At 63.6% G+C, this 21,147-nt stretch carries 17 protein-coding genes; 7 read left to right on the top strand and 10 right to left on the bottom strand.

Annotated elements, in window-relative coordinates; all coding sequences use genetic code 11:
• The first annotated feature begins 115 nt into the window (after positions 1-115).
• Positions 116-1,324, top strand: a complete 1,209-nt coding sequence (locus QM609_RS17820; RefSeq protein WP_050656355.1) for an MFS transporter — start codon at positions 116-118, stop codon at positions 1,322-1,324.
• On the opposite strand, the gene QM609_RS17815 is transcribed toward QM609_RS17820, so the two are convergent.
• Genes QM609_RS17815 through QM609_RS17805 form a run of 3 tightly spaced genes read right to left on the bottom strand, consistent with a single transcriptional unit; the run spans position 1,321 to position 4,761 of the window.
• Positions 1,321-2,775 (bottom strand): MFS transporter, encoded by a 1,455-nt coding sequence (locus QM609_RS17815; RefSeq protein WP_007727505.1) that lies wholly within the window; start codon positions 2,773-2,775, stop codon positions 1,321-1,323. The genes QM609_RS17820 and QM609_RS17815 overlap by 4 nt on opposite strands.
• Before the next feature lie 49 nt (positions 2,776-2,824).
• Positions 2,825-3,484, bottom strand: a complete 660-nt coding sequence (locus QM609_RS17810) for a response regulator (RefSeq protein ID WP_003940972.1) — start codon at positions 3,482-3,484, stop codon at positions 2,825-2,827.
• Positions 3,481-4,761 (bottom strand): ATP-binding protein, encoded by a 1,281-nt coding sequence (locus QM609_RS17805; RefSeq protein WP_037125680.1) that lies wholly within the window; start codon positions 4,759-4,761, stop codon positions 3,481-3,483. The genes QM609_RS17810 and QM609_RS17805 overlap by 4 nt, the downstream gene beginning before the upstream one ends.
• A gap of 236 nt (positions 4,762-4,997) precedes the next feature.
• Between QM609_RS17805 and QM609_RS17800 the strand changes: the two genes are divergently transcribed.
• Together QM609_RS17800 and QM609_RS17795 are read left to right on the top strand one after the other, a co-directional pair.
• Positions 4,998-6,383, top strand: coding sequence for a PspC domain-containing protein (locus QM609_RS17800; protein WP_050656356.1), 1,386 nt, complete (start codon positions 4,998-5,000; stop codon positions 6,381-6,383).
• Positions 6,380-6,613: a hypothetical protein gene (locus QM609_RS17795; RefSeq protein ID WP_003940832.1), complete on the top strand. Its 234-nt coding sequence runs from the start codon at positions 6,380-6,382 to the stop codon at positions 6,611-6,613. Before QM609_RS17800 ends, QM609_RS17795 begins: the two co-directional genes overlap by 4 nt.
• A gap of 55 nt (positions 6,614-6,668) precedes the next feature.
• Here the strand turns inward: QM609_RS17795 and guaA are convergent, their stop codons facing one another.
• Positions 6,669-8,240, bottom strand: a complete 1,572-nt coding sequence (gene guaA / locus QM609_RS17790; protein WP_007727510.1) for a glutamine-hydrolyzing GMP synthase — start codon at positions 8,238-8,240, stop codon at positions 6,669-6,671.
• A 367-nt stretch (positions 8,241-8,607) separates the two neighbouring features.
• Between guaA and QM609_RS17785 the strand changes: the two genes are divergently transcribed.
• Both QM609_RS17785 and QM609_RS17780 read left to right on the top strand, forming a co-directional pair.
• A complete protein-coding gene (locus QM609_RS17785) occupies positions 8,608-10,377 on the top strand; it encodes an Ig-like domain-containing protein (protein ID WP_003940887.1) in 1,770 nt (589 codons plus the stop codon).
• Positions 10,378-10,428: 51 nt separating this feature from the next.
• A complete protein-coding gene (locus QM609_RS17780) occupies positions 10,429-12,186 on the top strand; it encodes an Ig-like domain-containing protein (protein WP_003940813.1) in 1,758 nt (585 codons plus the stop codon).
• Positions 12,187-12,255: 69 nt separating this feature from the next.
• Here QM609_RS17780 and QM609_RS17775 read toward each other — a convergent pair whose 3' ends face one another.
• The 3 genes from QM609_RS17775 to guaB form a co-directional block, all read right to left on the bottom strand.
• A complete protein-coding gene (locus QM609_RS17775; RefSeq protein ID WP_003940689.1) occupies positions 12,256-14,010 on the bottom strand; it encodes a GMC oxidoreductase in 1,755 nt (584 codons plus the stop codon).
• A 173-nt stretch (positions 14,011-14,183) separates the two neighbouring features.
• Positions 14,184-15,323: a GuaB3 family IMP dehydrogenase-related protein gene (locus tag QM609_RS17770; protein ID WP_003940976.1), complete on the bottom strand. Its 1,140-nt coding sequence runs from the start codon at positions 15,321-15,323 to the stop codon at positions 14,184-14,186.
• 27 nt (positions 15,324-15,350) lie between these two features.
• Entirely contained in the window at positions 15,351-16,874 is a 1,524-nt protein-coding gene (gene guaB / locus QM609_RS17765; RefSeq protein ID WP_003940903.1) for an IMP dehydrogenase, read from the bottom strand.
• 243 nt (positions 16,875-17,117) lie between these two features.
• Between guaB and QM609_RS17760 the strand changes: the two genes are divergently transcribed.
• The gene (locus tag QM609_RS17760) at positions 17,118-17,522 is read left to right on the top strand and encodes a DUF5319 domain-containing protein (protein ID WP_003940777.1); all 405 of its coding nucleotides are present in this window, start codon (positions 17,118-17,120) and stop codon (positions 17,520-17,522) included.
• Positions 17,523-17,611: 89 nt separating this feature from the next.
• On the opposite strand, the gene QM609_RS17755 is transcribed toward QM609_RS17760, so the two are convergent.
• The 3 genes from QM609_RS17755 to QM609_RS17745 form a co-directional block, all read right to left on the bottom strand.
• Complete coding sequence (locus tag QM609_RS17755; RefSeq protein ID WP_228402069.1) at positions 17,612-18,550, bottom strand: anti-sigma-D factor RsdA; 939 nt, start codon at positions 18,548-18,550, stop codon at positions 17,612-17,614.
• The gene (locus tag QM609_RS17750) at positions 18,534-19,112 is read right to left on the bottom strand and encodes a sigma-70 family RNA polymerase sigma factor (RefSeq protein ID WP_003940953.1); all 579 of its coding nucleotides are present in this window, start codon (positions 19,110-19,112) and stop codon (positions 18,534-18,536) included. Before QM609_RS17750 ends, QM609_RS17755 begins: the two co-directional genes overlap by 17 nt.
• A 175-nt stretch (positions 19,113-19,287) precedes the next feature.
• Positions 19,288-19,986, bottom strand: coding sequence for a hypothetical protein (locus QM609_RS17745; RefSeq protein ID WP_082239115.1), 699 nt, complete (start codon positions 19,984-19,986; stop codon positions 19,288-19,290).
• Positions 19,987-20,754: 768 nt separating this feature from the next.
• On the opposite strand from QM609_RS17745, the gene QM609_RS17740 reads away from it, so the two are divergent.
• The gene (locus tag QM609_RS17740) at positions 20,755-21,051 is read left to right on the top strand and encodes a WhiB family transcriptional regulator (RefSeq protein WP_003940939.1); all 297 of its coding nucleotides are present in this window, start codon (positions 20,755-20,757) and stop codon (positions 21,049-21,051) included.
• Positions 21,052-21,147 lie beyond the last annotated feature (96 nt).

The raw sequence follows: 21,147 nt of genomic DNA, 5'->3' as shown, positions 1-21,147 counted from the left end.
CACTTCGCACCCTGAACCGTCCGCGTTCGACCAAATAGTGGGATTCTGGTTTCAACATGTGAAACCACGCGAGTAGCGTCGGCATCGTCGAACAGCGTAGAGATCGGAGGGCACCATGACGCAGGCGTCGCGGCTGGAAAAGACGGCCGTCTCCCCGAAGGCGTGGACGATGCTCGGAATCGGCGTCGCAGCCCAGGCCGCAGGCACCGTCTTCGTCAGCACCCCCGCCTTTTTGATCCCGCTGCTGCATTCCGAGCACGGCCTCTCGTTGACGCAGGCCGGAACTCTGGCCGCTGCACCCACTTTCGGCATGGTTCTCACGCTGGTGGCGTGGGGAGCGATGGCTGACAGATTCGGCGAGAAATGGGTCATCTCCATCGGGCTCGGCCTGACGGCGATCGCCGCGCTGGCCGCGACCACCACCGACAACTACACCCTCCTCGGGATCGCATTTCTGCTGGGCGGAATGGCTGCGGCGAGCACCAACGCTGCCAGTGGACGTGTTGTGGTCGGCTGGTTTCCCAAGGATCGGCGCGGCCTCGCGATGGGAATCCGGCAGATGTCACAGCCCCTGGGCGTGACCATCGCGTCGCTGACCATCCCGACTCTCGCTGTGAACGTAGGAATCGGTTCGGCCGTCGGACTGTCGGTAGCTCTCAACGGCGTTCTCGCCCTGATCTGCGCCGTCGCATTGATCAATCCCCCGCGGCCGGCGGCGCGGCCCACAGACATCCCGGTCGAAACGGTAAATCCTTATCGCTCGAACTGGTTCCTGTGGCGCATTCACGTCGTCTCGGCACTGCTGGTGTTTCCGCAGTTCACCCTCTCGACATTCGGTCTGGTCTGGCTGATCAGCGAGCAAGGATGGGACGCTGCGCCCGCTGGGCTCCTGATCGGGATCTCCCAGTTCGTGGGTGCACTCGGACGCATCGTTGTCGGCATCTGGAGTGATCGCGCCGGAAGCAGAGTAGGCCCGCTGCGGTTGGTTGCCGTCTCCGCGTCTGCGGTCATGTTGGCAATGGCGGCAGCCGGCGCAGCGCCTTGGGGCGTTCCCGCCTTGATCCTGCTGCTGGCAACCACTATCAGCGTCGCCGACAACGGTTTGGCATTCACTTCCGTCGCCGAAGCTGCCGGGCCGAAATGGCAAGGAAAAGCATTGGGCGCACAGAACACCGGGCAGTTCATTGCCGCGTCAGCAGTGGGCCCGGTGGTCGGTGCGCTGATCGGCGCGGTCGGCTACCCGCTCGCCTTCGCGATAGTCGCGGCATTTCCCGCCGCAGCAATTCCCTTGGTGCCCAGCCGCGATCGCGACATCAGCGTCTAGTCCCTCATCGGATTCGGTTGCACTGCAGGTCCCGTCAGATCACAATGCGGCTTGCAGGCAACCGAATCCGCTTCCTGAACAGGCTCTACTGTCGGAGTTCGGATCAGCGTCGCGGCGATCGCTGCACCGATCAACAGCAGTGCCACACAGATGTACATCGCGTACCGGAACCCGTCGGAGAAACTCGTCGGATCGACCAGACTTTCGGCGTCGATACCCACGAGGGCAGGCAAGGCCGCGACGGCAAGAAGTTGGCTCGTGCGAGCAACGGCATTGTTCACACCGGATGCGATTCCGGACTGCTCCACCGGTACCGAACCAAGCACCGCGGCGGTCAACGGCGCGACCATCACCGCCAGGCCGAGCCCGAACACCAGAACTCCCGGCAGCACGACGGTCAGGTACGACGCATCCGGGCCGATCCGCGTCATCAACACCAACCCCACCGCGGCAACGGCGGGCCCGACCGTCATCGGCAACCGCGGTCCGTGCGTCTGCGCGTAACTGCCCGCGCGCGAAGACAACAGCAGCAATGCCACGGTGATCGGTACCGTTGCGACGCCGGCAGCCACCGGCGAGTACCCGGCAACCAATTGCAGTTGCAGCACGAGCAGGAAGAACACACCGCCCAGCGCCGCATAGACCGCAAGGGTCACCAGATTGGCCGCGACGAACATCCGCGAACGGAACAGGGACGGCGGCACAAGGGCACTCGGTGAGCGTCGTTCCACCACGACGAACAGGCAGAGCGCGATCACTCCGATCAGCCCGACTATCGGGTTGACCTCGATCAGCCCGTACGTCAGTGCGCCGAGACCGACTACTGCGCAGGCAGATCCGACCACGTCCAGGTGCTCGGGCGGATGCGGGTCGCGGCTCTCCGGTACATGGCGCACCGCTGCCCACACCACGACGATCGCCAGCGGGATATTGAGCAGGAATACCGATCGCCATCCCGCCACTTCCACCAGCCAACCACCGAAAAGCGGTCCGATGGCGCCGGCAACACCACCTAAACCCGACCACAATCCGATTGCCGCGCCGCGGTCCTCCTCTCGAAGTGACGCGGAGATGATGGCAAGGCTGCCAGGTGTCAAGAGCGCAGCTCCCACTCCCTGCAGGATTCGTGCAATCACCAGAAACGTGATGTCAGGTGCAATTCCGCAGAGCAACGACGCGACCGCGAACCAGACCGTCCCCCACACGAATACCCGTCGCCGACCCCAACGATCACCGAGGGCTCCCCCGAGCAGAATCAGCGACGCCAAGGCCAAGGTGTAACCGCTGAGCGTCCACTGCAGTCCAGCGACACCGGAACCCAGTTCTTCACCGATGTGAGGAAGAGCAATGTTGACGACGGTGCCGTCGAGGAGAGCCATGCTCGAGCCGAGAACGGTGGCGGCGACAACCCAACGCCCACGCTTCGACGCGAGCGCCAGTGGTTCCGTCATCGGTCCATGGTGCGCCTTCGCACGCAATCGCGAAAGAGCGCGCGGGAATTCAGTCGATCTGGCGGCGATGTGCCCAACGCGTCAACGCATTGCGATTGGACTGCTGAGTCTTTCGCAGGACGTTCGATGCGTGAGTCTCGACCGTCTTCACGGAAATCACCAGGTCCTCGGCGATTTCACGGTAGGTGTACCCACGTGCCAGCAATCTGAGCACTTCGAGTTCTCGCGGAGTCAGCGAGTCGAGTTCCGGATCGAGTTGCGGTTCGGGTGCATTGGAACGCCCGGTGAAGGAGTCCAGTACGAAGCCTGCCAGGCGAGGCCCGAACACTGCGTCACCACCGGCAACGCGTCGTACACCCTCGGCCAGTTCGGATCCCGAGATCGTCTTGGTCACGTACCCGCGCGCGCCGCCGCGGATCACCGCGATCACATCCTCGGCCGCATCGGAAACGCTGAGCGCCAAGCACACCGGGCCGGAATCGATTCCGCGCAGAACTGCCACTCCACCACCGTCAGGCATGTGGACATCGAGCAGAACGACATGCGGTTTCGTCGAGTTGATACCCGCGATCGCCTCAGCGACGCCACCGGCTTCACCGACTACGTCCATGTCTGCCTCGCGCGAGAGTTCCGCCCTCACCCCGGAGCGGAACACTGCATGATCGTCGACAAGAAATACGCGGTACGGGGGCGGCGCAAGCGAAGTCACTGGGGCTGTTCCTCGGGGTTGTCGACACGGTCAGCAGTCTGGTCCCACTTTAGAGCAGAGTCACCGAGCGGCATGTGCACGCGGATCTCGGTGCCCTTTCCGATGTCGGATCGAACCACGACGCGGCCACCCCGTCGCTCGATGCGACCACGAATCGACTTGGCCAAACCCTGACGGTCCTCCGGCACCGCATTGACGTCGAATCCGACTCCGCGATCACGAACGAACACACTGACCTGGTCGCCCTCGACCTCGGCGAAAAGATTGATTTCCTTCTCCCCCGAGTGCTTTGCCGAGTTCACGAGAGCTTCACGCGTCGCACCGAGGAGCGCGGTGAACGCTTCCTTGGGCAGACCGTTCTCGACGCCTTCGCCTTCGAGTTGTACGTCGCCGACCGTGACGGGGCGGACCGTGACGCCATGCTGGTCCTCCACTTCACCGGCGATGATCTTCAGACCTTCGGTCAGGCTCGTGTGGTCGATATCCCCGCCGCTGAACAACCACTTGCGCAGCTCGCGTTCCTGACCACGGGCCAGGCGCGCCACCTCTTGCGGATTGTCGGACTGCTTCTGAATCAGCGCCAACGTCTGAAGTACGGAGTCGTGCAGATGCGAGGCGATCTCTTCACGTTCGTCGTTGCGAATTCGGGCCGCACGCTCGGCGCCGAGAGCCCGCCACATCCGCAGCCACAGCGGCACCGTCAACAATCCGACACCGATCAGCGTCACCACCACGGCCAGCAGGGACGAGCGCAGTGCTTCGAGGTCGACCTGAGCGAGGACGACGACGCCGAGACCCAAGATGATCAAGGTCGCTCCCCCGACCACCCGCGCCCACGTGAGAACGGTAGGCCGCTGCGGCAAGCCGATGACGGTCCGGGGACCGTCGGAGTCGAACTCGCGCCACACCAAAGCGGCACCGATCGCGACGACGAAGAACGGTGCGAGCACCGAACCCGCCGTGCCGCTGAACAGCCAGGACAACGCGGCTGCGCCGCCCAATCCGAGTGCGATCAAGCCGTACGCCCGCTGCCGCTCGGCCGCGGACGGCTTCTGGGTGTCCGTGCCGGCGGAGGTGAAGATCCAGAGGGCGCCGTAAATCACGATGCCGGATCCGGCCATCGCCGCCAGAATCGCGAAGGCGACTCGAACCTTCAGAACGTCGATCCCGAGATGATCGGCGATACCGCCTGCAACACCGGCGACGATGCGACCGCCGGAGCGCCGCTCCAGCTTTCGCAATGGAACACCGCCCGGAATGGGCACACCCTTCTTCATGGGTACGGCATGCACCGGTACCCCGTTGACGGGCGGGCCTCCCGTGAACCCGGGAGCGGGACCGCTCACGAACGGCGGATCTGACAGATATTGCACATAGTCGATACTGGCACGAACCACTCGCAGTCACATCAGGGTCCAACCCTGAATCAGGGCGGCGCCCCTGGCCCCGATCGTCACAAAGATCAGGGTTGGCCCTGATGCGCGGAGGCCGCCCCGGAAGCCAGGATTGATTCATGAACAATCCGACTTTCCAAGAACAGATCCAGGATCTGTGGCGGACCCGCCCCGTGCGTCTGCCGGCACAAGGTCACGTGGCCGGGGTATGCGCCGGAATCGGATACCGGTACGGCATCGACCCCATTCTGGTACGTGTCGCGTTTGTGGCCTCCACTATTTTCGGCGGTTCAGGCATCCTTCTCTACCTCGCCGGGTGGTTGGTGCTCGCCCGCGCCGGTGACGGATCGTCCCCCGCACAGTCGCTGATGGGCCGCGGACACAGCTCCGATTCCAGTACCAAGACCATCGTCTTGTTGGTGGCTCTCGCCATCGCGGCTACGACCGTCGGGCCTGTCGGCGTCGGCCTGGGTGGTTCCGGTCTGATCGGGCTGATTCTGATGGTCGGAGGCCTGTGGCTGCTCTACCAACGAGCGCCGGTCCCGCCTGCGCTGCCGCAGAGCACGTCCCCGTACGTCGGCGCGGGTACCGCGTATCCAGGCACGGGATTCACGCCCGGGCCGTTCACTCCCGGATACTTCGCACCCAATCAGCCGCCCGTGTACACGCCGTACACAAAACTCCCCGACACCTACGTGCCCGAGGAACGGCCGGCCGAACAGTCACCGCAATCTCAGGCCGATCATCCGACGATCAACCTGTCGAAGGACCCGAGCGCTTCAGCCGCCGCCAATCCGACCGAGGTGATCGGCGAGGCCGCCATCACACCGCCCTCCTGGGATCCGCTCGGTGTCGCTCCGTTCGCCTGGGATCTCCCGGACCCGGCAGTCAAAGCCACGCCGCTGCTGCCTTTGCCACCACGTAAGCGTCGCTCGCGATGGACGCTGACGGTGCTCGGACTCGCGATCATCGTCGCCGCCGTCACCGGGGCAGCGGGCGCGGCAACCGGCAACGAGTGGTTCACTCCCGGCCGAGTCGGTGCTGTCGGACTCGCCGTCATCGCGCTCGGCCTGATCCTCGGGGCATTCTTCCGCAAGGGGTACGGCCTGCTGGTCGTCACCGGACCGCTCGTGGGTTTCGTGCTTCTCGCCTCGTTGGTCTACCCGATCGATTTCGACGCCTCGGGTGAGCAAAGATGGACTCCGGCAACCGCTTCCGAGTTGGAGCCGTCGTACTCGGGAGCCTTCGGAAGCTTCACTCTCGACCTCAACGGGGTCAAGTTCACCGAGGACAAGACCATCGACGTCGCGGCGTCGTTCGGTGAGTTCGTCGTCATGGTGCCACCAACCGTCAACGTCAAGAACAGCTGCACCGTCGTCATGGGTGACGGATCCGGTTGCCTCGACGGCGGAGTACACCGGGGCCGCGAGGCGACACCGGATTCGCCCACACTGACCATCAACGCCAAAGCAACGTTCGGCAGTCTGAAGGTGACGCAATCATGAGCGAATACGACGAGACCACAGAGCACGACGAGACCCGAGAATCCAAGCGCCCCTCGGCACTTCTGCTGATCGCCGGACTGGCCGCACTTCTGGTCAGTGTGTGGGCGTTGGTCGGGCCATTCTCCCTGGCGCCGGCAGCGAACATTCAATTCCGTTGGCTGTTCGTCGGTGCCGCCGTCGTGGCAGGACTACTGCTGGTGATTCTGCCGAATCGGCGCAACCGGAAGTAAAACTGCTGTGCGCCTTTATTAACCGCGGGGGGTTAATAAAGGCGCACAGTTGTTTTTACTCCCACTCGATAGTTCCCGGCGGCTTGCTCGTCACGTCGAGGACTACGCGGTTCACGTCCGCAACCTCGTTGGTGATTCGAGTCGAGATGCGCTCGAGGGTCTCGTACGGCAGACGCGTCCAGTCCGCGGTCATCGCGTCTTCACTCGAGACCGGACGCAGCACGATCGGATGACCGTACGTCCGGCCGTCACCCTGCACGCCCACGCTTCGGACGTCGGCAAGGAGAACGACCGGGCACTGCCAGATGGTTCCGTCCAAGCCTGCAGACGTAAGCTCTTCGCGCGCAATGGAATCTGCCTGACGCAGGATCTCGAGGCGATCGCGGGTGACCTCACCGATGATGCGGATACCGAGTCCGGGACCGGGGAACGGCTGGCGTCCGACGATCTCTTCGGGCAGGCCGAGTTCGCGGCCCACTGCACGGACCTCGTCCTTGAACAGCAGACGCAACGGTTCGACCAACTTGAACTGCAGGTCTTCCGGCAGCCCGCCGACATTGTGGTGGCTCTTGATGTTTGCAGTTCCCGTGCCGCCGCCCGACTCCACGACGTCCGGGTAGAGCGTGCCCTGGACGAGGAAGTCGACGGTCGCACCATGAGATGCGTTCTCGCCCAGAACATCACTGACTGCGCCTTCGAAGCTGCGGATGAACTCGCGGCCGATGATCTTGCGCTTGGTCTCGGGATCGGTGACGCCTGCCAGCTCACCGATGAAGGTGTCCGCGGCATCCACGGTGATCAGACGAGCGCCGGTTGCCGCGACAAAATCCTGCTCGACCTGCGTGCGCTCACCGGCTCGCATCAAACCGTGATCAACGAAGACGCATGTCAACCGGTCGCCGATTGCGCGCTGAACCAAAGCCGCAGCGACAGCGGAGTCGACGCCACCGGACAGACCGCAGATGGCGTGTCCGTCTCCGACCTGCTCGCGAACCTGCTCGATCAGCGCATCGGCGATGTTCGACGCCGTCCACGCTGCCGGAATACCGGCAATCTCGTGCAGGAAGCGGCTCAGGACCTGCTGACCGTGCGGGGAATGCAGAACCTCAGGGTGGTACTGCACACCGGCGAGCTTGCGGGCGCGGTCCTCGAACGCCGCGACGGGAGCACCGTCGCTGGTCGCGGTCACCTCGAAGCCGGAAGGCGCTTCGGTGACGGCGTCACCGTGGCTCATCCATACCGGCTGCGTCGAGGGAAGACCGTCGTGGAGCAATCCGCCGGATACCGCGATGTCGGTTCGGCCGTATTCGCGGGTACCGGTCTCGGCGACGGTGCCGCCCAGGGCGCCTGCCATTGCCTGGAATCCGTAGCAGATTCCGAAAACCGGAATGTCGTGATCGAACAGTGCGGGATCAAGCTTGGGAGCACCGTCTGCGTAGACACTCGAGGGCCCACCCGAGAGCACAACAGCCAAGGGGTTCTTGGCCACGATCTCCTCGACGGTCGTGGTGTGCGGAATCACCTCCGAGTAGACCTTGGCTTCGCGAACTCGCCGTGCGATCAACTGCGCGTACTGCGCCCCGAAGTCGACGACAAGAACTGGTCTCTGCTGCTCGATATCTGCCACAGGTGCAGTCTAATCGCCGCAGCCAGCGCTTCTGCGCATGCATGGACTCAGCCCGCTACTCGACCGAGCGAGCGCGAGGTACGTCACTACAAAGGCCGCCCCTCAGAACTGCGCAGCGACCTCGCGCGGATCTAGACCACCGTCCAGGTCAACGGCGCCCCGATCACCCGCATCTTAGCTTCGGCAATCAATTCGGCAGCATCATCGCAGGCCAGAGCCCGAAATGGACGAAGGGTGAATTTTCTGGACGTTTGACCGATTCGCCTGAACCAAACGTCCAGTAAAGGTAATCTCGCCCGTCAAGTGATCAGGATCACGATCGCAAACGGCCGGCGCCGCCGAACGGCGCTCACCTCGAGGAGGACCTGTGCGTCGATTCATACGACGACTCGCCATACCTGTCGCGGCTGTGACGGCTGCCGCCGGACTTCTAGTCCTCGGCACGCCGGCCACTGCTGACGAAGCCCCGCCGACCACTTTCACCGGCACGACCGACAACCTGATCTTCACGAAGAGTGTCATCGGGAACGCGGCAGTTCACCCAGGCGACACCGTCACGTACAAGACCGAGATCAAGCACAACGAAAGCGGCATCGAACGGTCGATCGCAAAGATCCGTGACATCCCGCCCGCAGGATTCGTCCTCGTGCCGGGCAGCGCCAAGGCCACCTACCTGGGTGTGACCAACCGGGCCACGATCAGCAACGAATCAGATGGCGGAGTCTCCGCGAAGTGCTCGAGCGGCTGCACCTTCCTGGTCGGTGGATTCGTCGTCAAGAAGAACCAACCCGTCACGCTGGAAGCGACCTACACGGTCCCCGTCGGCACAGCATTCGGGACGTACGACAGCGGCATGCTCTTCGACGTCAACGCCTTCAGCACACAGCAGGGCCTCAACCCCATCAACGTCAACGTCCAGGTAGTCGACCCGTCTGTCGCCACCGGAACCACACTGGTTGCCCCGGCAACGGCGAAGGTCGGCACGCCGGTCGACCTGACCGCGACAGTTGCGCCGTCCGACGCGAGCGGCACCGTCCAGTTCAAGGACGGCGGCAACGACATCGGCTCACCGGTCCCGGTCTCGGGCGGTAGCGCCACCCTCTCCCACACCTTCGACAGCGTCGGCGCCCACGACATCACCGCCGCGTACAACGCCGGTCCGGGATTCCACAGCTCGACCTCCGGAGTCCAGACCGTCGACGTCTCCGCGGACACCACCACCACGATCTCGGCCCCGAACGCCGCGCTGGTAGGTGACAGCATCACCGTGAGCGCTGTCGTCACACCGGCAAACGCCGTGGGCACGGTGCAGTTCAAAGACGGCGAGACCAACCTCGGCGCACCGGTGGCTGTAGTCAACGGAACGGCTTCCCTGACCCGCAGCTACGACGCTTCGGGTACCCACAGCTTCACCGCAGTGTTCACCGGCGAGGCCGGTTACGGCGATTCCGTCTCCACCGCAACCCAACTCGACGTCAGCGATCCCGACTGGGGAACCACGACCACCGTTGTCGAACCACTCACCGCTGTTGTCGGTGAACCGACCAACCTCTCGGCCACCGTCTCCCCCATCCCGAGCAGCGGAACCGTGACGTTCAAGGTCGACGGCGCCGAGGTCGGTACCGCACCGGTCGGCACGGGTGACGGCGTCGCGATCCTCCCGCACACCTTCGCATCAGCGGGCGCTGCAGCCGTGACGGCAGAGTTCTCCGGCGGAACCGGATTCATCGGCTCCACGTCCACGTCGTTCACGGTGAACGTCACCGATCCCGAACCCGCCCGCGCCGACACCACGACGTCTCTGACCGTCAGCGGCTCGGCTCAGGTCGGAAAGGCATTGCAGCTCAAGGCCACCGTCGCACCCGGAACAGCAAACGGAATGATCCAGTTCAAGTCCGGCACGACGCCCATCGGCGCACCCGTTGCCGTCGTCAACGGCGTCGCGACACTCACGCACACCTTCGACGACGAGGGAACGTTCGGCCTCACTGCCAACTTCGTCGGCGACGCCGGTTGGAAGAACTCCGTCTCCGGCCCGACGGTCGTGCAGGTCGGCACCGCACCGACCGACGGCGGCGGCACCGGAAGCGTGGACACCGGTTCGCTCAGCGGCCTCATCCCGCTCTTCGGAAGCTAGTCCCCCACATCAGCTTTGGACACCACTCCCGTACCCAGCTCAGGAGAATCCATGTTCGTGTACTCCAGACGTCGCATCGCGGCGCCGATCGCCGCCACGGCACTCGCCAGTGGCGTCATCCTCGCGGGAATCCCCGCATCAGCGGCCCCCGTGACAACAACCTTCGGCACGAGTTGCCTGGCAACCCCGTCCGCTGTCGCCGGTCCGACCACGCAGTCACAGTCCGGCTCGGTCATCGTCGACGCACCGGAATCCATCGGCGCCGGTGAGACCTTCGAGGTCACCATCCAACCCGGCCCCATCGCCTTTCCCGGCTCCGCTTCCGGGGCGACCGTCCAGAACGTCTCCCGCATCAAGGTCGACGTCGACGTTCCTGCGAACGCCACCCTGGTGGAAGCCACCATCGTCCCCGGCACCTCGGCTGGGCTCAGCGGTGTCGCGCCGAACATCCTGCGCGTCAACGAGAACGGCAACGTCGATCCCAACGGAACGATTCTGCGCCTCTCCGGAAACAACCAGGTCATCGGAAACAGCCCCAGCTCGAGCATCAACTCCGAGGGCGGCATCGTCGTCAAGGCGACCGGCAAGAACGTCGATGGTTCCAACAATGCCGACGGCTACACGCAGTTCCAGCTCCCCCAGGTCAAGGCAGTTCTCAAGGCCGGCGATTCAGGGGACGTCGCGATGAAGGTACGCACCGGCGGCAGCGCGGGAGCGTGGAACAACGATCGCAACTTCCTCACGTTCCTCCCCAAGGCCACCCTGGTCATCACCGCCTGGGCACCCACGCGATGCACCCCGCGTGACGCCGAGAACGGTCCGCTCAACAGCGGCGCAGGCCCCCTCGCCACGACGCGGATCATCGAGGCGGACAAGGCAACCACCACCACAGTCGTCGGACCGGCCAACGCCAAGAACGGAACTCCCGTCACCCTGTCAGCCAACGTGAGCGGCGGCGCAAACGGTGGAACCGTCCAGTTCTTCGACGGCGACAACCCACTCGAGGACGCCGTGCCGGTAACCGGAGGGTCGGCCAGCATCTCCCCGACCTTCACCGAGGACGGACCGCACTCCATCACCGCGAGCTACAGCGGAGCCCCCGGGTTCCTGGCGTCGACGTCGGCGTCGGCCAAGATCGTGACCGTCACGACCGATGCACCGCCGGACGCCGTGACCACTACCGCCACGGTGTCGCCGTCGACCGCGAAGGTCGGACAGGACGTCAACCTGACTGCCAAGGTCGATCCGCAGGGTACCGGCGGCACCGTCGATTTCATCGTCGACGGCACCGAAACGGTCAGTGCTCCGGTCGGAACCGACGGAGTTGCCGTCGCTCCGTACACCTTCACCTCGACCGGAACGCACAAGGTTGTCGCGAAGTTCACGGGCTCACCAGGATTCGCCCCGTCCGCTGCCCCGGCATTCCCGGTCAGTGTGACGACGCCGGCTCCGGCTGACGTCGAGACGACCACGGTTCTCGACGCTGTCGGAACTGTTCAGAAGAACACCCCGGTGACGCTCAAGGCAACGGTCGATCCGTCCGGCGCCACGGGCAAGGTCCAGTTCAAGGTCGGTGACACCCTCATCGGTGGACCGGTCGACGTGGTCAACGGTGTCGCAACGGTACCGGCGACGTTCTACAACTCCGGGACCTACAGTGTCACCGCCGAATTCGTGGGCGCTTCGGGCTACACGGCCTCCGCATCCGCGCCGCAGACCCTGACCGTCCCCGGCGATACGGACGGCGGGCCCGGAGGCGGGACCGGCAGCCTCGACCTCGGCACTCTGTTCGGGTCGCTAGGAGGCTGACACTCTGAAACAGAGATGGGGCGTATCGTCGAATCCTCGACGACACGCCCCATCTTCGTTCGCGGCGAACTATCCGGCTGCCGGCTCCGCCGGAACAGCGGTAGCTGTCTTGCCGCCGGTGATCTTCACGATCGGCAGGACCAGCGCGGCCGGAGCCGACGCCGGCACCACAGGCGACTTGGGTGCAATCGGAGCCAAACGCTCGTAGCCGCTGCCCTGGGCGGGACGCAGGTCGGTCTCCCCCTTGTTCGGCCACAGCGAGGCCGAACGCTCGGCCTGAGCGGCAATGGTCAGCGACGGATTCACGCCGAGGTTGGCCGAGACCGCTGCGCCGTCGACGACGCTGAGCGTCGGGTAGCCGTACACGCGGTGGTACGGATCGATGACGCCGTGATCGGAATCCGACGCGATAGCGCAACCGCCGAGGAAGTGCGCCGTCAGTGGAACGTTGAAGATCTCGCCCCACGTGCCGCCCGCGACACCGTCGATCTTCTCGGCAACTCGACGCGTCGCCTCGTTGCCCTCCGGGATCCACGTCGGGTTCGGCTGACCGTGGCCCTGCTTACTGGTGACCTTGCGTCGACCGAACAGGCCCTTCTTCGTGTACGTGGTGATGGAGTTGTCGAGGTTCTGCATGACCAACGCGATGATCGTGCGCTCACTCCAGTCCTTGACCGTCAACATGCGCAACATCTGGTACGGATTCTTCGCAACCACACCGAGGAACTTGATCCATCGGGGCGTCTTGCCGCCGCCGTCCGTCATCAAGGTCTGCAACAGGCCCATCGCGTTCGATCCCTTGCCGTAGCGGACCGGCTCGATGTGGGTGTCGCTGCTCGGGTGGAACGACGAGGTGATCGCCACTCCGCGGGTCAGGTCGAGTGCGGGATCGACCTTGTACTTGCCTGCGCCGACAATGGATTCGGAGTTCGTTCGAGTCAGCTCGCCGAGCTTGTCGGAGAGCTTGGGCAGCGCTCCGGTGTCCTTCATGTCGAAGAGCAGATGCTGAGTGCCCCACGTTCCGGCCGCGAGAATTACGTTCGCAGCCGTGTAGGTGCGGCGGTTCTTTCGTCCGAATGCACCGGTTCGCTCGGTGAACACGTCCCACGAACCGTCGCGAGCCTCACGAAGCCCGGACACGGTGGTCATCGGAATGATCTCGGCGCCGGCTGTCTCGGCAAGGCCCAGATAGTTCTTGAGGAGCGTGTTCTTCGCTCCGTGACGGCAGCCCGTCATGCACTCGCCACACTCGATGCAACCTGTGCGCTCGGGTCCGACGCCGCCGAAGTACGGGTCCTTCGCCTTCTTGCCAGGTTCACCGAAGTAGACGCCGACGGGCGTCTGGATGAACGTGTCGCCGACACCCATGTCGTCGGCGACCGACTTCATGATCTCGTCGGCGGGCGTCATGTGCGGATTCTGGACGACGCCGAGCATCTTCTGAGCCTGCTCGTAGTACGGCGTGAGCTCGCTGCGCCAGTCGGTGATGTGCGCCCACTGCTTGTCCTGGAAGAACGGCTCCGGCGGCTGGTACAGCGTGTTGGCGTAGTTCAACGACCCGCCGCCGACGCCTGCGCCCGCGAGAATGAGGCAGTCGCGCAACAGGTGCACGCGCTGAATGCCGAAGCACCCCAGCTTCGGAGCCCAGAGGAACTTCTTGAGATCCCAACTGGTCTTCGCGAAATCTTCGTCGGCATACCGTCGGCCGGCTTCGATGACGCCGACCTTGTAGCCCTTCTCCACGAGACGAAGCGCGCTCACGCTTCCGCCGAACCCGGATCCGACGATCAGTACGTCGTAGTCCGTTGCCCGTTGCTTGCCCATCAGGACACCTCCACCGTGAACCGTAGTTACCCGCCAGTATGCACCTACCCCTTGTGACTACCACCACAAGGGGCCCCATAAGCGTAACCGCAAGTATCAGGAACGGAAGAAAGTCCTGCACAACGAACTGTGGCCCCAGTTCACGAAGAACCGGGGCCACAGAAAGGTACAAACTACGCGCGGACTGTCAGCCCGACCTTCTGGAACTCCTTGAGATCGGAGTATCCGGCCTTCGCCATCGACCGACGGAGACCACCGACGAAGTTCAGCGAACCGTACGGATCGTCCGAAGGGCCGCTCAGAACCTGGTCCAGACTCGGACGCTCACCATAGGAAACCGGAAGAAGTGCTCCACGCGGAACCGAAGGATGAGCCGCAGCGGACGGCCAGTACCAGCCACCACCCGGCGCCTCGGCGGACACGGCCAGCGGCGTGCCCAGAACGGCAGCGTCGGCACCGCAGGCGATGGCCTTCGCCAGATCACCCGAAGTTGCGATGTCACCGTCGGCGATGACGTGGACGTAGCGTCCACCCGTCTCGTCGAGGTAGTCGCGCCTGGCTGCTGCAGCATCGGCAATGGCCGTGGCCATCGGAACGCCGATGCCCAGGACCTCACCGGTGGTGGTTGCACCCTCGGTAGACCCGTACCCGACGATGACACCGGCAGCGCCGGTACGCATCAGGTGCAGCGCGGTGCGGTGGTCACTGACCCCACCCGCGACAACCGGAACGTCGAGTTCCGAGATGAACGTCTTGAGGTTGAGCGGTTCCTGCTCGGTGTGCACGACGTGCTCGGCCGAGATGATCGTGCCGTGGACGACCAGGAGGTCGATTCCCGCCTTGATCAGCTCCGGCGTCAGTGCGCGCGCATTCTGCGGGCTGACGCGAACGGCAGTGGTGACCCCCGAATCACGGACCTGCGCCACCGCAGCTGCCAGAAGACCGGCCTGCAGCGGAGCCGCATGCAGCTCCTGCAGGTAGCGGATGGCCGCGTCGACGCCACCGTCCTTCTCGGCGATCTCGACGAGACGCCGGAGCTTCTCCTCGACATCGGGGTGACGGCCCCACAGGCCTTCACCGTTGATGACACCGAGGCCGCCGCGCTTACCCAACTCGATCGCGAAAGTCGGCGAGACCAACGCGTCGGTGGGATGTGCGAGGACAGGAATGTCGAACCTGTAAGCGTCGAGCTGCCAAGCAGTCGACACCTCCTTCGACGAACGAGTTCGCCGGGAGGGAACGATGTTCACATCGTCCAACTCGTAGGTACGTCGGGCCGTTCGACCCATGCCGATCTCAACGAGGTCGCGCACGCGCGCCCCTTTCTCGTGTACTGGTTGCTAACGAGCGGTGTAGTTGGGTGCTTCGACAGTCATCGTGATGTCGTGCGGATGGCTTTCCTTCAAACCGGCCGCCGTGATCTGGACGAACTGAGCGTTCTGCAGGTGCTCGATCGTCGCCGACCCCGTGTATCCCATGGCAGCGCGCAGACCACCGGTGAGCTGGTGCGTCACCTGCGAGAGCGGGCCACGGAACGGAACACGTCCTTCGATGCCTTCCGGAACCAACTTGTCCTCGGAAAGCACGTCGTCCTGGAAGTACCGATCCTTGGAGTACGACTTGGCCTCGCCACGCGACTGCATCGCGCCGAGCGAACCCATTCCGCGGTAGCTCTTGAACTGCTTGCCGCCGACCAGAATCAGTTCGCCGGGCGATTCAGCGGTACCGGCCAGGAGTGAACCCAGCATGGCCGTCGACGCACCTGCGGCAAGAGCCTTCGCAATGTCACCGGAGAACTGGAGTCCACCGTCGGCGATGACGGGCACACCCAGAGGCTTGCACGCGGCAACCGCTTCCAGGATGGCCGTGACCTGAGGGGCACCGACACCGGCGATGACGCGGGTGGTGCAGATGGAACCAGGGCCGACTCCGACCTTGACGGCATCGACGCCGGCTTCGACCAGTGCCAGAGCACCCGCGCGCGTAGCGACGTTGCCACCGATGATCTGAACCCGCTCGCCCAGTTCACGCTTGAGCTTGGCGATCATGTCGAGAACATTGGACGAATGCCCGTGCGCACTGTCCACCACGAGTACGTCCACACCGGCATCGGTGAGCGCCATCGCGCGCTGGAAGGCGTCATCGCCGGCACCGACTGCAGCGCCGACGAGCAGTCGACCGTCACGGTCCTTGGTGGCGTCGGGATGCTGCTCGGTCTTGACGAAGTCCTTGACCGTGATCAGACCGGTGAGCTTGCCGTTGCCGTCGACGATCGGCAGCTTCTCGATCTTGTGCCGACGAAGAAGGCCCAGTGCCACGTCAGCGGTGACGCCTTCCTGAGCGGTGATCAGGGGCATCTTGGTCATGATCTCCGCGACCGGGCGATTCTGGTCGACCTCGAAACGCATGTCCCGGTTGGTGACGATGCCAACCAGCTGGCCGGCGTCGTCGGTGACAGGCAGACCCGAGATGCGGAAACGAGCGCACTTCGCATCGACCTCACCCATCGTGTCGGTCGGCTTACACGTGACGGGATCGGTCACCATGCCGGCCTCGGAACGCTTGACCGTCTCGACCTGTCCTGCCTGGACCTCAACCGACGAGTTGCGGTGCAGGACACCCATGCCGCCGGCGCGTGCCATCGCAATTGCCATGCGCGACTCGGTGACGGTGTCCATCGCAGAACTGACCAACGGAATCCGCAGACGGATGTCGCGGGTCAGTTGACTGGACGTGTCGACCTGGCTCGGGATGACGTCGGACGCAGCCGGCAACAGCAGCACGTCGTCGTATGTCAGTCCCAGCATCGCGACCTTGTTGGGGTCGTCTCCTCCGGTGTGTACATGTCCTGCAGAACTACTCATGCGGTCAGGACCCTCCATGGACCTAGATTCGCCCAGGGCGACCGCTGTAGCAGCCGCCTCGAAACGGATTACGAAAGCTGGATATCGGATAGAAGGCGCCTGCACGGAAAGAAATTCCTGGCACCTTTTCCCGGCGTTGCACACCATGGTATCGGCTCACTCAAAGGTCCGAACCATCCCACCCACGCTGCGGGTACGCGTAACAAGTGGCGCTGACCCCCCTGACCTGCGTACCGTGGTGCTGTGCGTGATCAACTGCCCCCCGGTCTGCCGCCAGATCCCTTCGCCGGCGACCCAGCTGACCCCTCCGCGGCTCTCGATGCCATCGAGCCGGGCCAACCACTCGACCCCCACGAACGCCAAGCGGTCGAGGAGGATCTCGCTGACCTCGCTGTATACGAGGCACTCCTCGCTCACCGCGGTATCCGCGGTCTCGTAGTCTGCTGCGAGGACTGCCAACAGGATCACTACCACGACTGGGACATGCTGCGCGCAAACCTGCTGCAGCTGCTCGTGGACGGAACCGTCCGCCCCCACGAGCCTGCCTACGACCCGATGCCTGAGGCATATGTCACGTGGGACTACTGCCGTGGATACGCCGACGCGTCGATGAACGAGGCGATGCACGGCGACGGTTTCGACAGCTGAGCGAAACCTCACCCAAGCTCATACGAAAGTGGCCGACAAGCAATTGCTTGTCGGCCACTTTCGTTTGAATTCAGATCGGAACGGTGCGATCAGGGCGGGGGTGAAGAAGAATCACCCGACGGAGACGAGGCCGGCGCCAGAGGCGTCGTTGTCGTGGTTGTCGTCGTTGTTGTCGTGGTCGTTGCCGTGGGCGACGATGACGGTGTCGACGACGCCGCGCTTGGACCAGGCGCCTGCATGATTCCAGGATTGGGCGTTGTCGTCGTGGTCACACCCCCAGGCAGCTGAGGGTTCGCCGGATTGACGGAGATCCCCGGAATCGCCGTGGGAGAGGTGGCAATCGAGGACTGCTGGTCGGTCGTCGACGGCGGCACTGCGGGTGACGTGGTCTCCTGGACCTGCGTCATCAACTTGCCCCAACGCTCGACGAGGTCGGTCTTGTCCTGCGAGTCCTTGACCGCATCGGCACGGTGAGCTGCGTTGTCCAGCACCATCTTTGCCGCAGGAATGTCTCCGGCAGCCAACAGCCGCTCGGCCTTTTCCAGCTCGGAAGTCGTGTCGATCTTCGCAACTGTCGAGTTGGCCTCGTCGGCGAAGACGACCTGCTTGACGCCCCACAGGGCATCGCCGGGCTGGGCGTCGTACGCCATCGCCGTGGCGCCACCGAAGACCACTGCTGCAACTGCTGCAGCGGCGGCGATCGGACGAACCACACGCAATCGAGAACGGGAACGTGAACGCTGACGATCGGAGAAGCCGGACGGCGTCGCTGTGATTGCAGCGATGACATCGTCCAACAACGGACCCTCGGGCATCGGAGTCGCAACGACATCGTCACGCCATTGCGAGAGGATCAACGCAAGTTCGTACTGTTCGGTGCTATCGGTTGCTACCGGCCCACCATTCGAAATGGATTCGATCAGCGCATCGTCACGCCGAACCGCAGCCAAATCCACTGGCGTACCGTCGTCGGCGAGATCACCGAGATTCGAAGCGTCATGCCCCTCGTCTCTAGCCAAAGCTCTCACCTGCTTTCGTCACTTCTTTTTTCAGTTTCGCGATCGCTCTGTGCTGAGCGACTCGTACAGCTCCGGCGGTACTACCGACGGCGACGGCCGTTTCCTCGGCCGACATCCCGACCACCAGGCGAAGTATCAAGATTTCTCGATGCTTCTCCGGAAGTGTGCCGAGAAGTTCGTGCATCTGTCTGCTGGACTCCGAATCGAGAGCTCGCTGTTCGGGACCATCATCCAGTGCTATTACATCCGGTACTTCGGAAACGGGCTCCGACTTGTTACGGGCGGAGCTTCGATGTGCGTCCGCAACCTTGTGCGCGGCAATTCCGTACACAAAGGCCATGAACGGGCGTCCCTGGTCCTGATAACGCGGCAGCGCGGTCATCACGGCCAGACAGACTTCCTGTGCGACGTCGTCAGCGGACAGGTGTCCTCTCTCGGCCGCACCCACTCGACCGCGGCAGTAGCGCACCACCATCGGTCGGATGTTCTCCAGAACCAAAGCTAGAGCTGTACGGTCGCCCTGCGCAGCAGCAGCGACCGCGGTGTCCAACTCATCGCTCGTATTTGTCATCGTCAGCGAAAATCCTGGCGTTACAGTGGCACCTCCCGAGCGGGTGTGCTCCCGCTCTCAGCGGAACCCTCTAAGAGTAACCATCCGGACCGACTGGTCTCCGCATACCTGCCCAGCAGTCGCGATATCGATACAGCTCCTTCTGGAATGTTCTCCGGAGACTTCGGTGGAGTGGTTACGACAAAGGTAGGAGTGATCCACCACGCATCGCAATCAGATCGCCGATCTCCCGGGCACTCGGTGAGGTTCTCTCACCGCTGACACCTTCGATCAACAGAGACGACGCCCAGGCCAGGGGCAGCAGGCCGTATTGCCGGCACCGCGCGAACACATCTGCTGCCATCTTCACGGCTGCGCTCGCGTCGGTTCCGGTCAGCGCGGCGCTACGCAGCAGATCCGACTTCACGCGGTGCCGCACAGACTCCGATTCCGCTGACAATTCGACGGCGCGTTCTGCGTGTCTGCGGGCACGAGCGAAGTCGCCTCCCGCCAACGCCAATTCTGCGGAGACCCATTCGATCCGAATTTCCTGCCGCCACAGCCCGCCCTCGGCATCCAGACGCGCCCGACATTGCGCCAGCAGGCGCCAGCCGAGCGTGAGCCTGCCACAGCCGAGGGCGTCTGCGGCCAGACCGGTCAGAGCGTCACAGGCAGCCTCTGGATCACCTGGCAGGCCGCCGACGATCGCCAGTGCGCGCCCGTCCCACGTGGACGCGAGTGCATGGCGTCCGCTCTGGCGAAGAAACGACGCCCTCGTGCTGGTAGACAGAGAGGCAAGAACTCGATCCGAGTGCGTCGAGAAACCGGCCGTGAGCCGATCGAGGACATCCAATGCAGCCCGCGCTCTTGCGTAGCGGCCCTGACCACCCAGCACTACTGCCGTTGTCCACCAATCTCGGGTAGAGCAAGGCGCCGGGAGGCGGACGAGATCCGGATCCGCACCGAACGCGGCAGACTCGAGGGACCCTGGAAGTGCAGTTGTTTCGTTGGGCACAGGTGATTGAGGGCGCGCAGGTGTCGACACAGGTTGATCATCGCAGCAGCACGAGCAGACATTCGCACGACCGGCGTCACACCAACGATGCCAAAAGTCGCACGAAACACGAAAAGGCAAGTTTGTCGGAGTTAATCAGATATTCAACTGAGATTTGCCAAATGTACTCGTAATGATATTTAACGGGCATATATCCGTGACGTTAACTGCGCATTACTTATTGGACGGATGTCCTAGTTGAAACTTGGGCACTAAGTCCCGAAATGGAGTGCAACCACGCCCACGCAATATCGGACAAATGACGCAAACCGAGCCGAATGACCGAGTGATTTCGCCGGGCGATCAGCCTCGAACATATCCCTGATCTGTGGGTTTCGCATCTCGAGCAGCCAGGCTTGCCGGCCGCCACCTCGATCGACCCAATTTCGACATCGGCGCAGAACAACGCACGAGGAGCCCGAAATGTAAATATATACTTCGTTAACTCTCGCATTTCGATATATGCCGATCGCCACTGAACGAGCCTATTGACGCGATTTACTCAGCACCCTTACGGTTAGCAAGCGTGAACGATTCAGAAGGCCCGGATAACCTCCGGGCAACTTGGTCCGCTCGTTGATCAACGCGAGCTTGCAGTAAGGAGTCAACATGCCTGCACCGAATCACCTTCCAGGCCCCAACGCAGACATCTGGGACTGGCAGATGCACGGTCTGTGCCGCGGAGTCGACTCCTCCATGTTCTTCCATCCCGATGGCGAACGCGGTAGAGCACGTGCCCAGCGCGAAACCCGCGCAAAAGAGATGTGCCGTCAGTGCCCGGTCCTGATGCAGTGCCGCAGCCACGCGCTGACCGTCGCCGAGCCGTACGGCATCTGGGGAGGAATGTCGGAAACCGAACGTGAACTACACGCGCGCCACCGTCGCACCACCCGCATAGCTTCCTGATACATGTAGGTAGAGCGCACTAGGCCCCCGAGAGTTTTCGGGGGCTTTTGCGTGTGGACGGGACACCGTCGAAAAGAATTTCCGACACGACCCATC

This window comes from Rhodococcus sp. IEGM 1302 (assembly GCF_030056935.1).
GTDB classification, from domain to species: Bacteria; Actinomycetota; Actinomycetes; order Mycobacteriales; family Mycobacteriaceae; genus Rhodococcus_F; species Rhodococcus_F qingshengii.
Note: the sequence above shows the minus strand (reverse complement) of the source record. Positions and strands in the feature narration are given on the sequence as shown.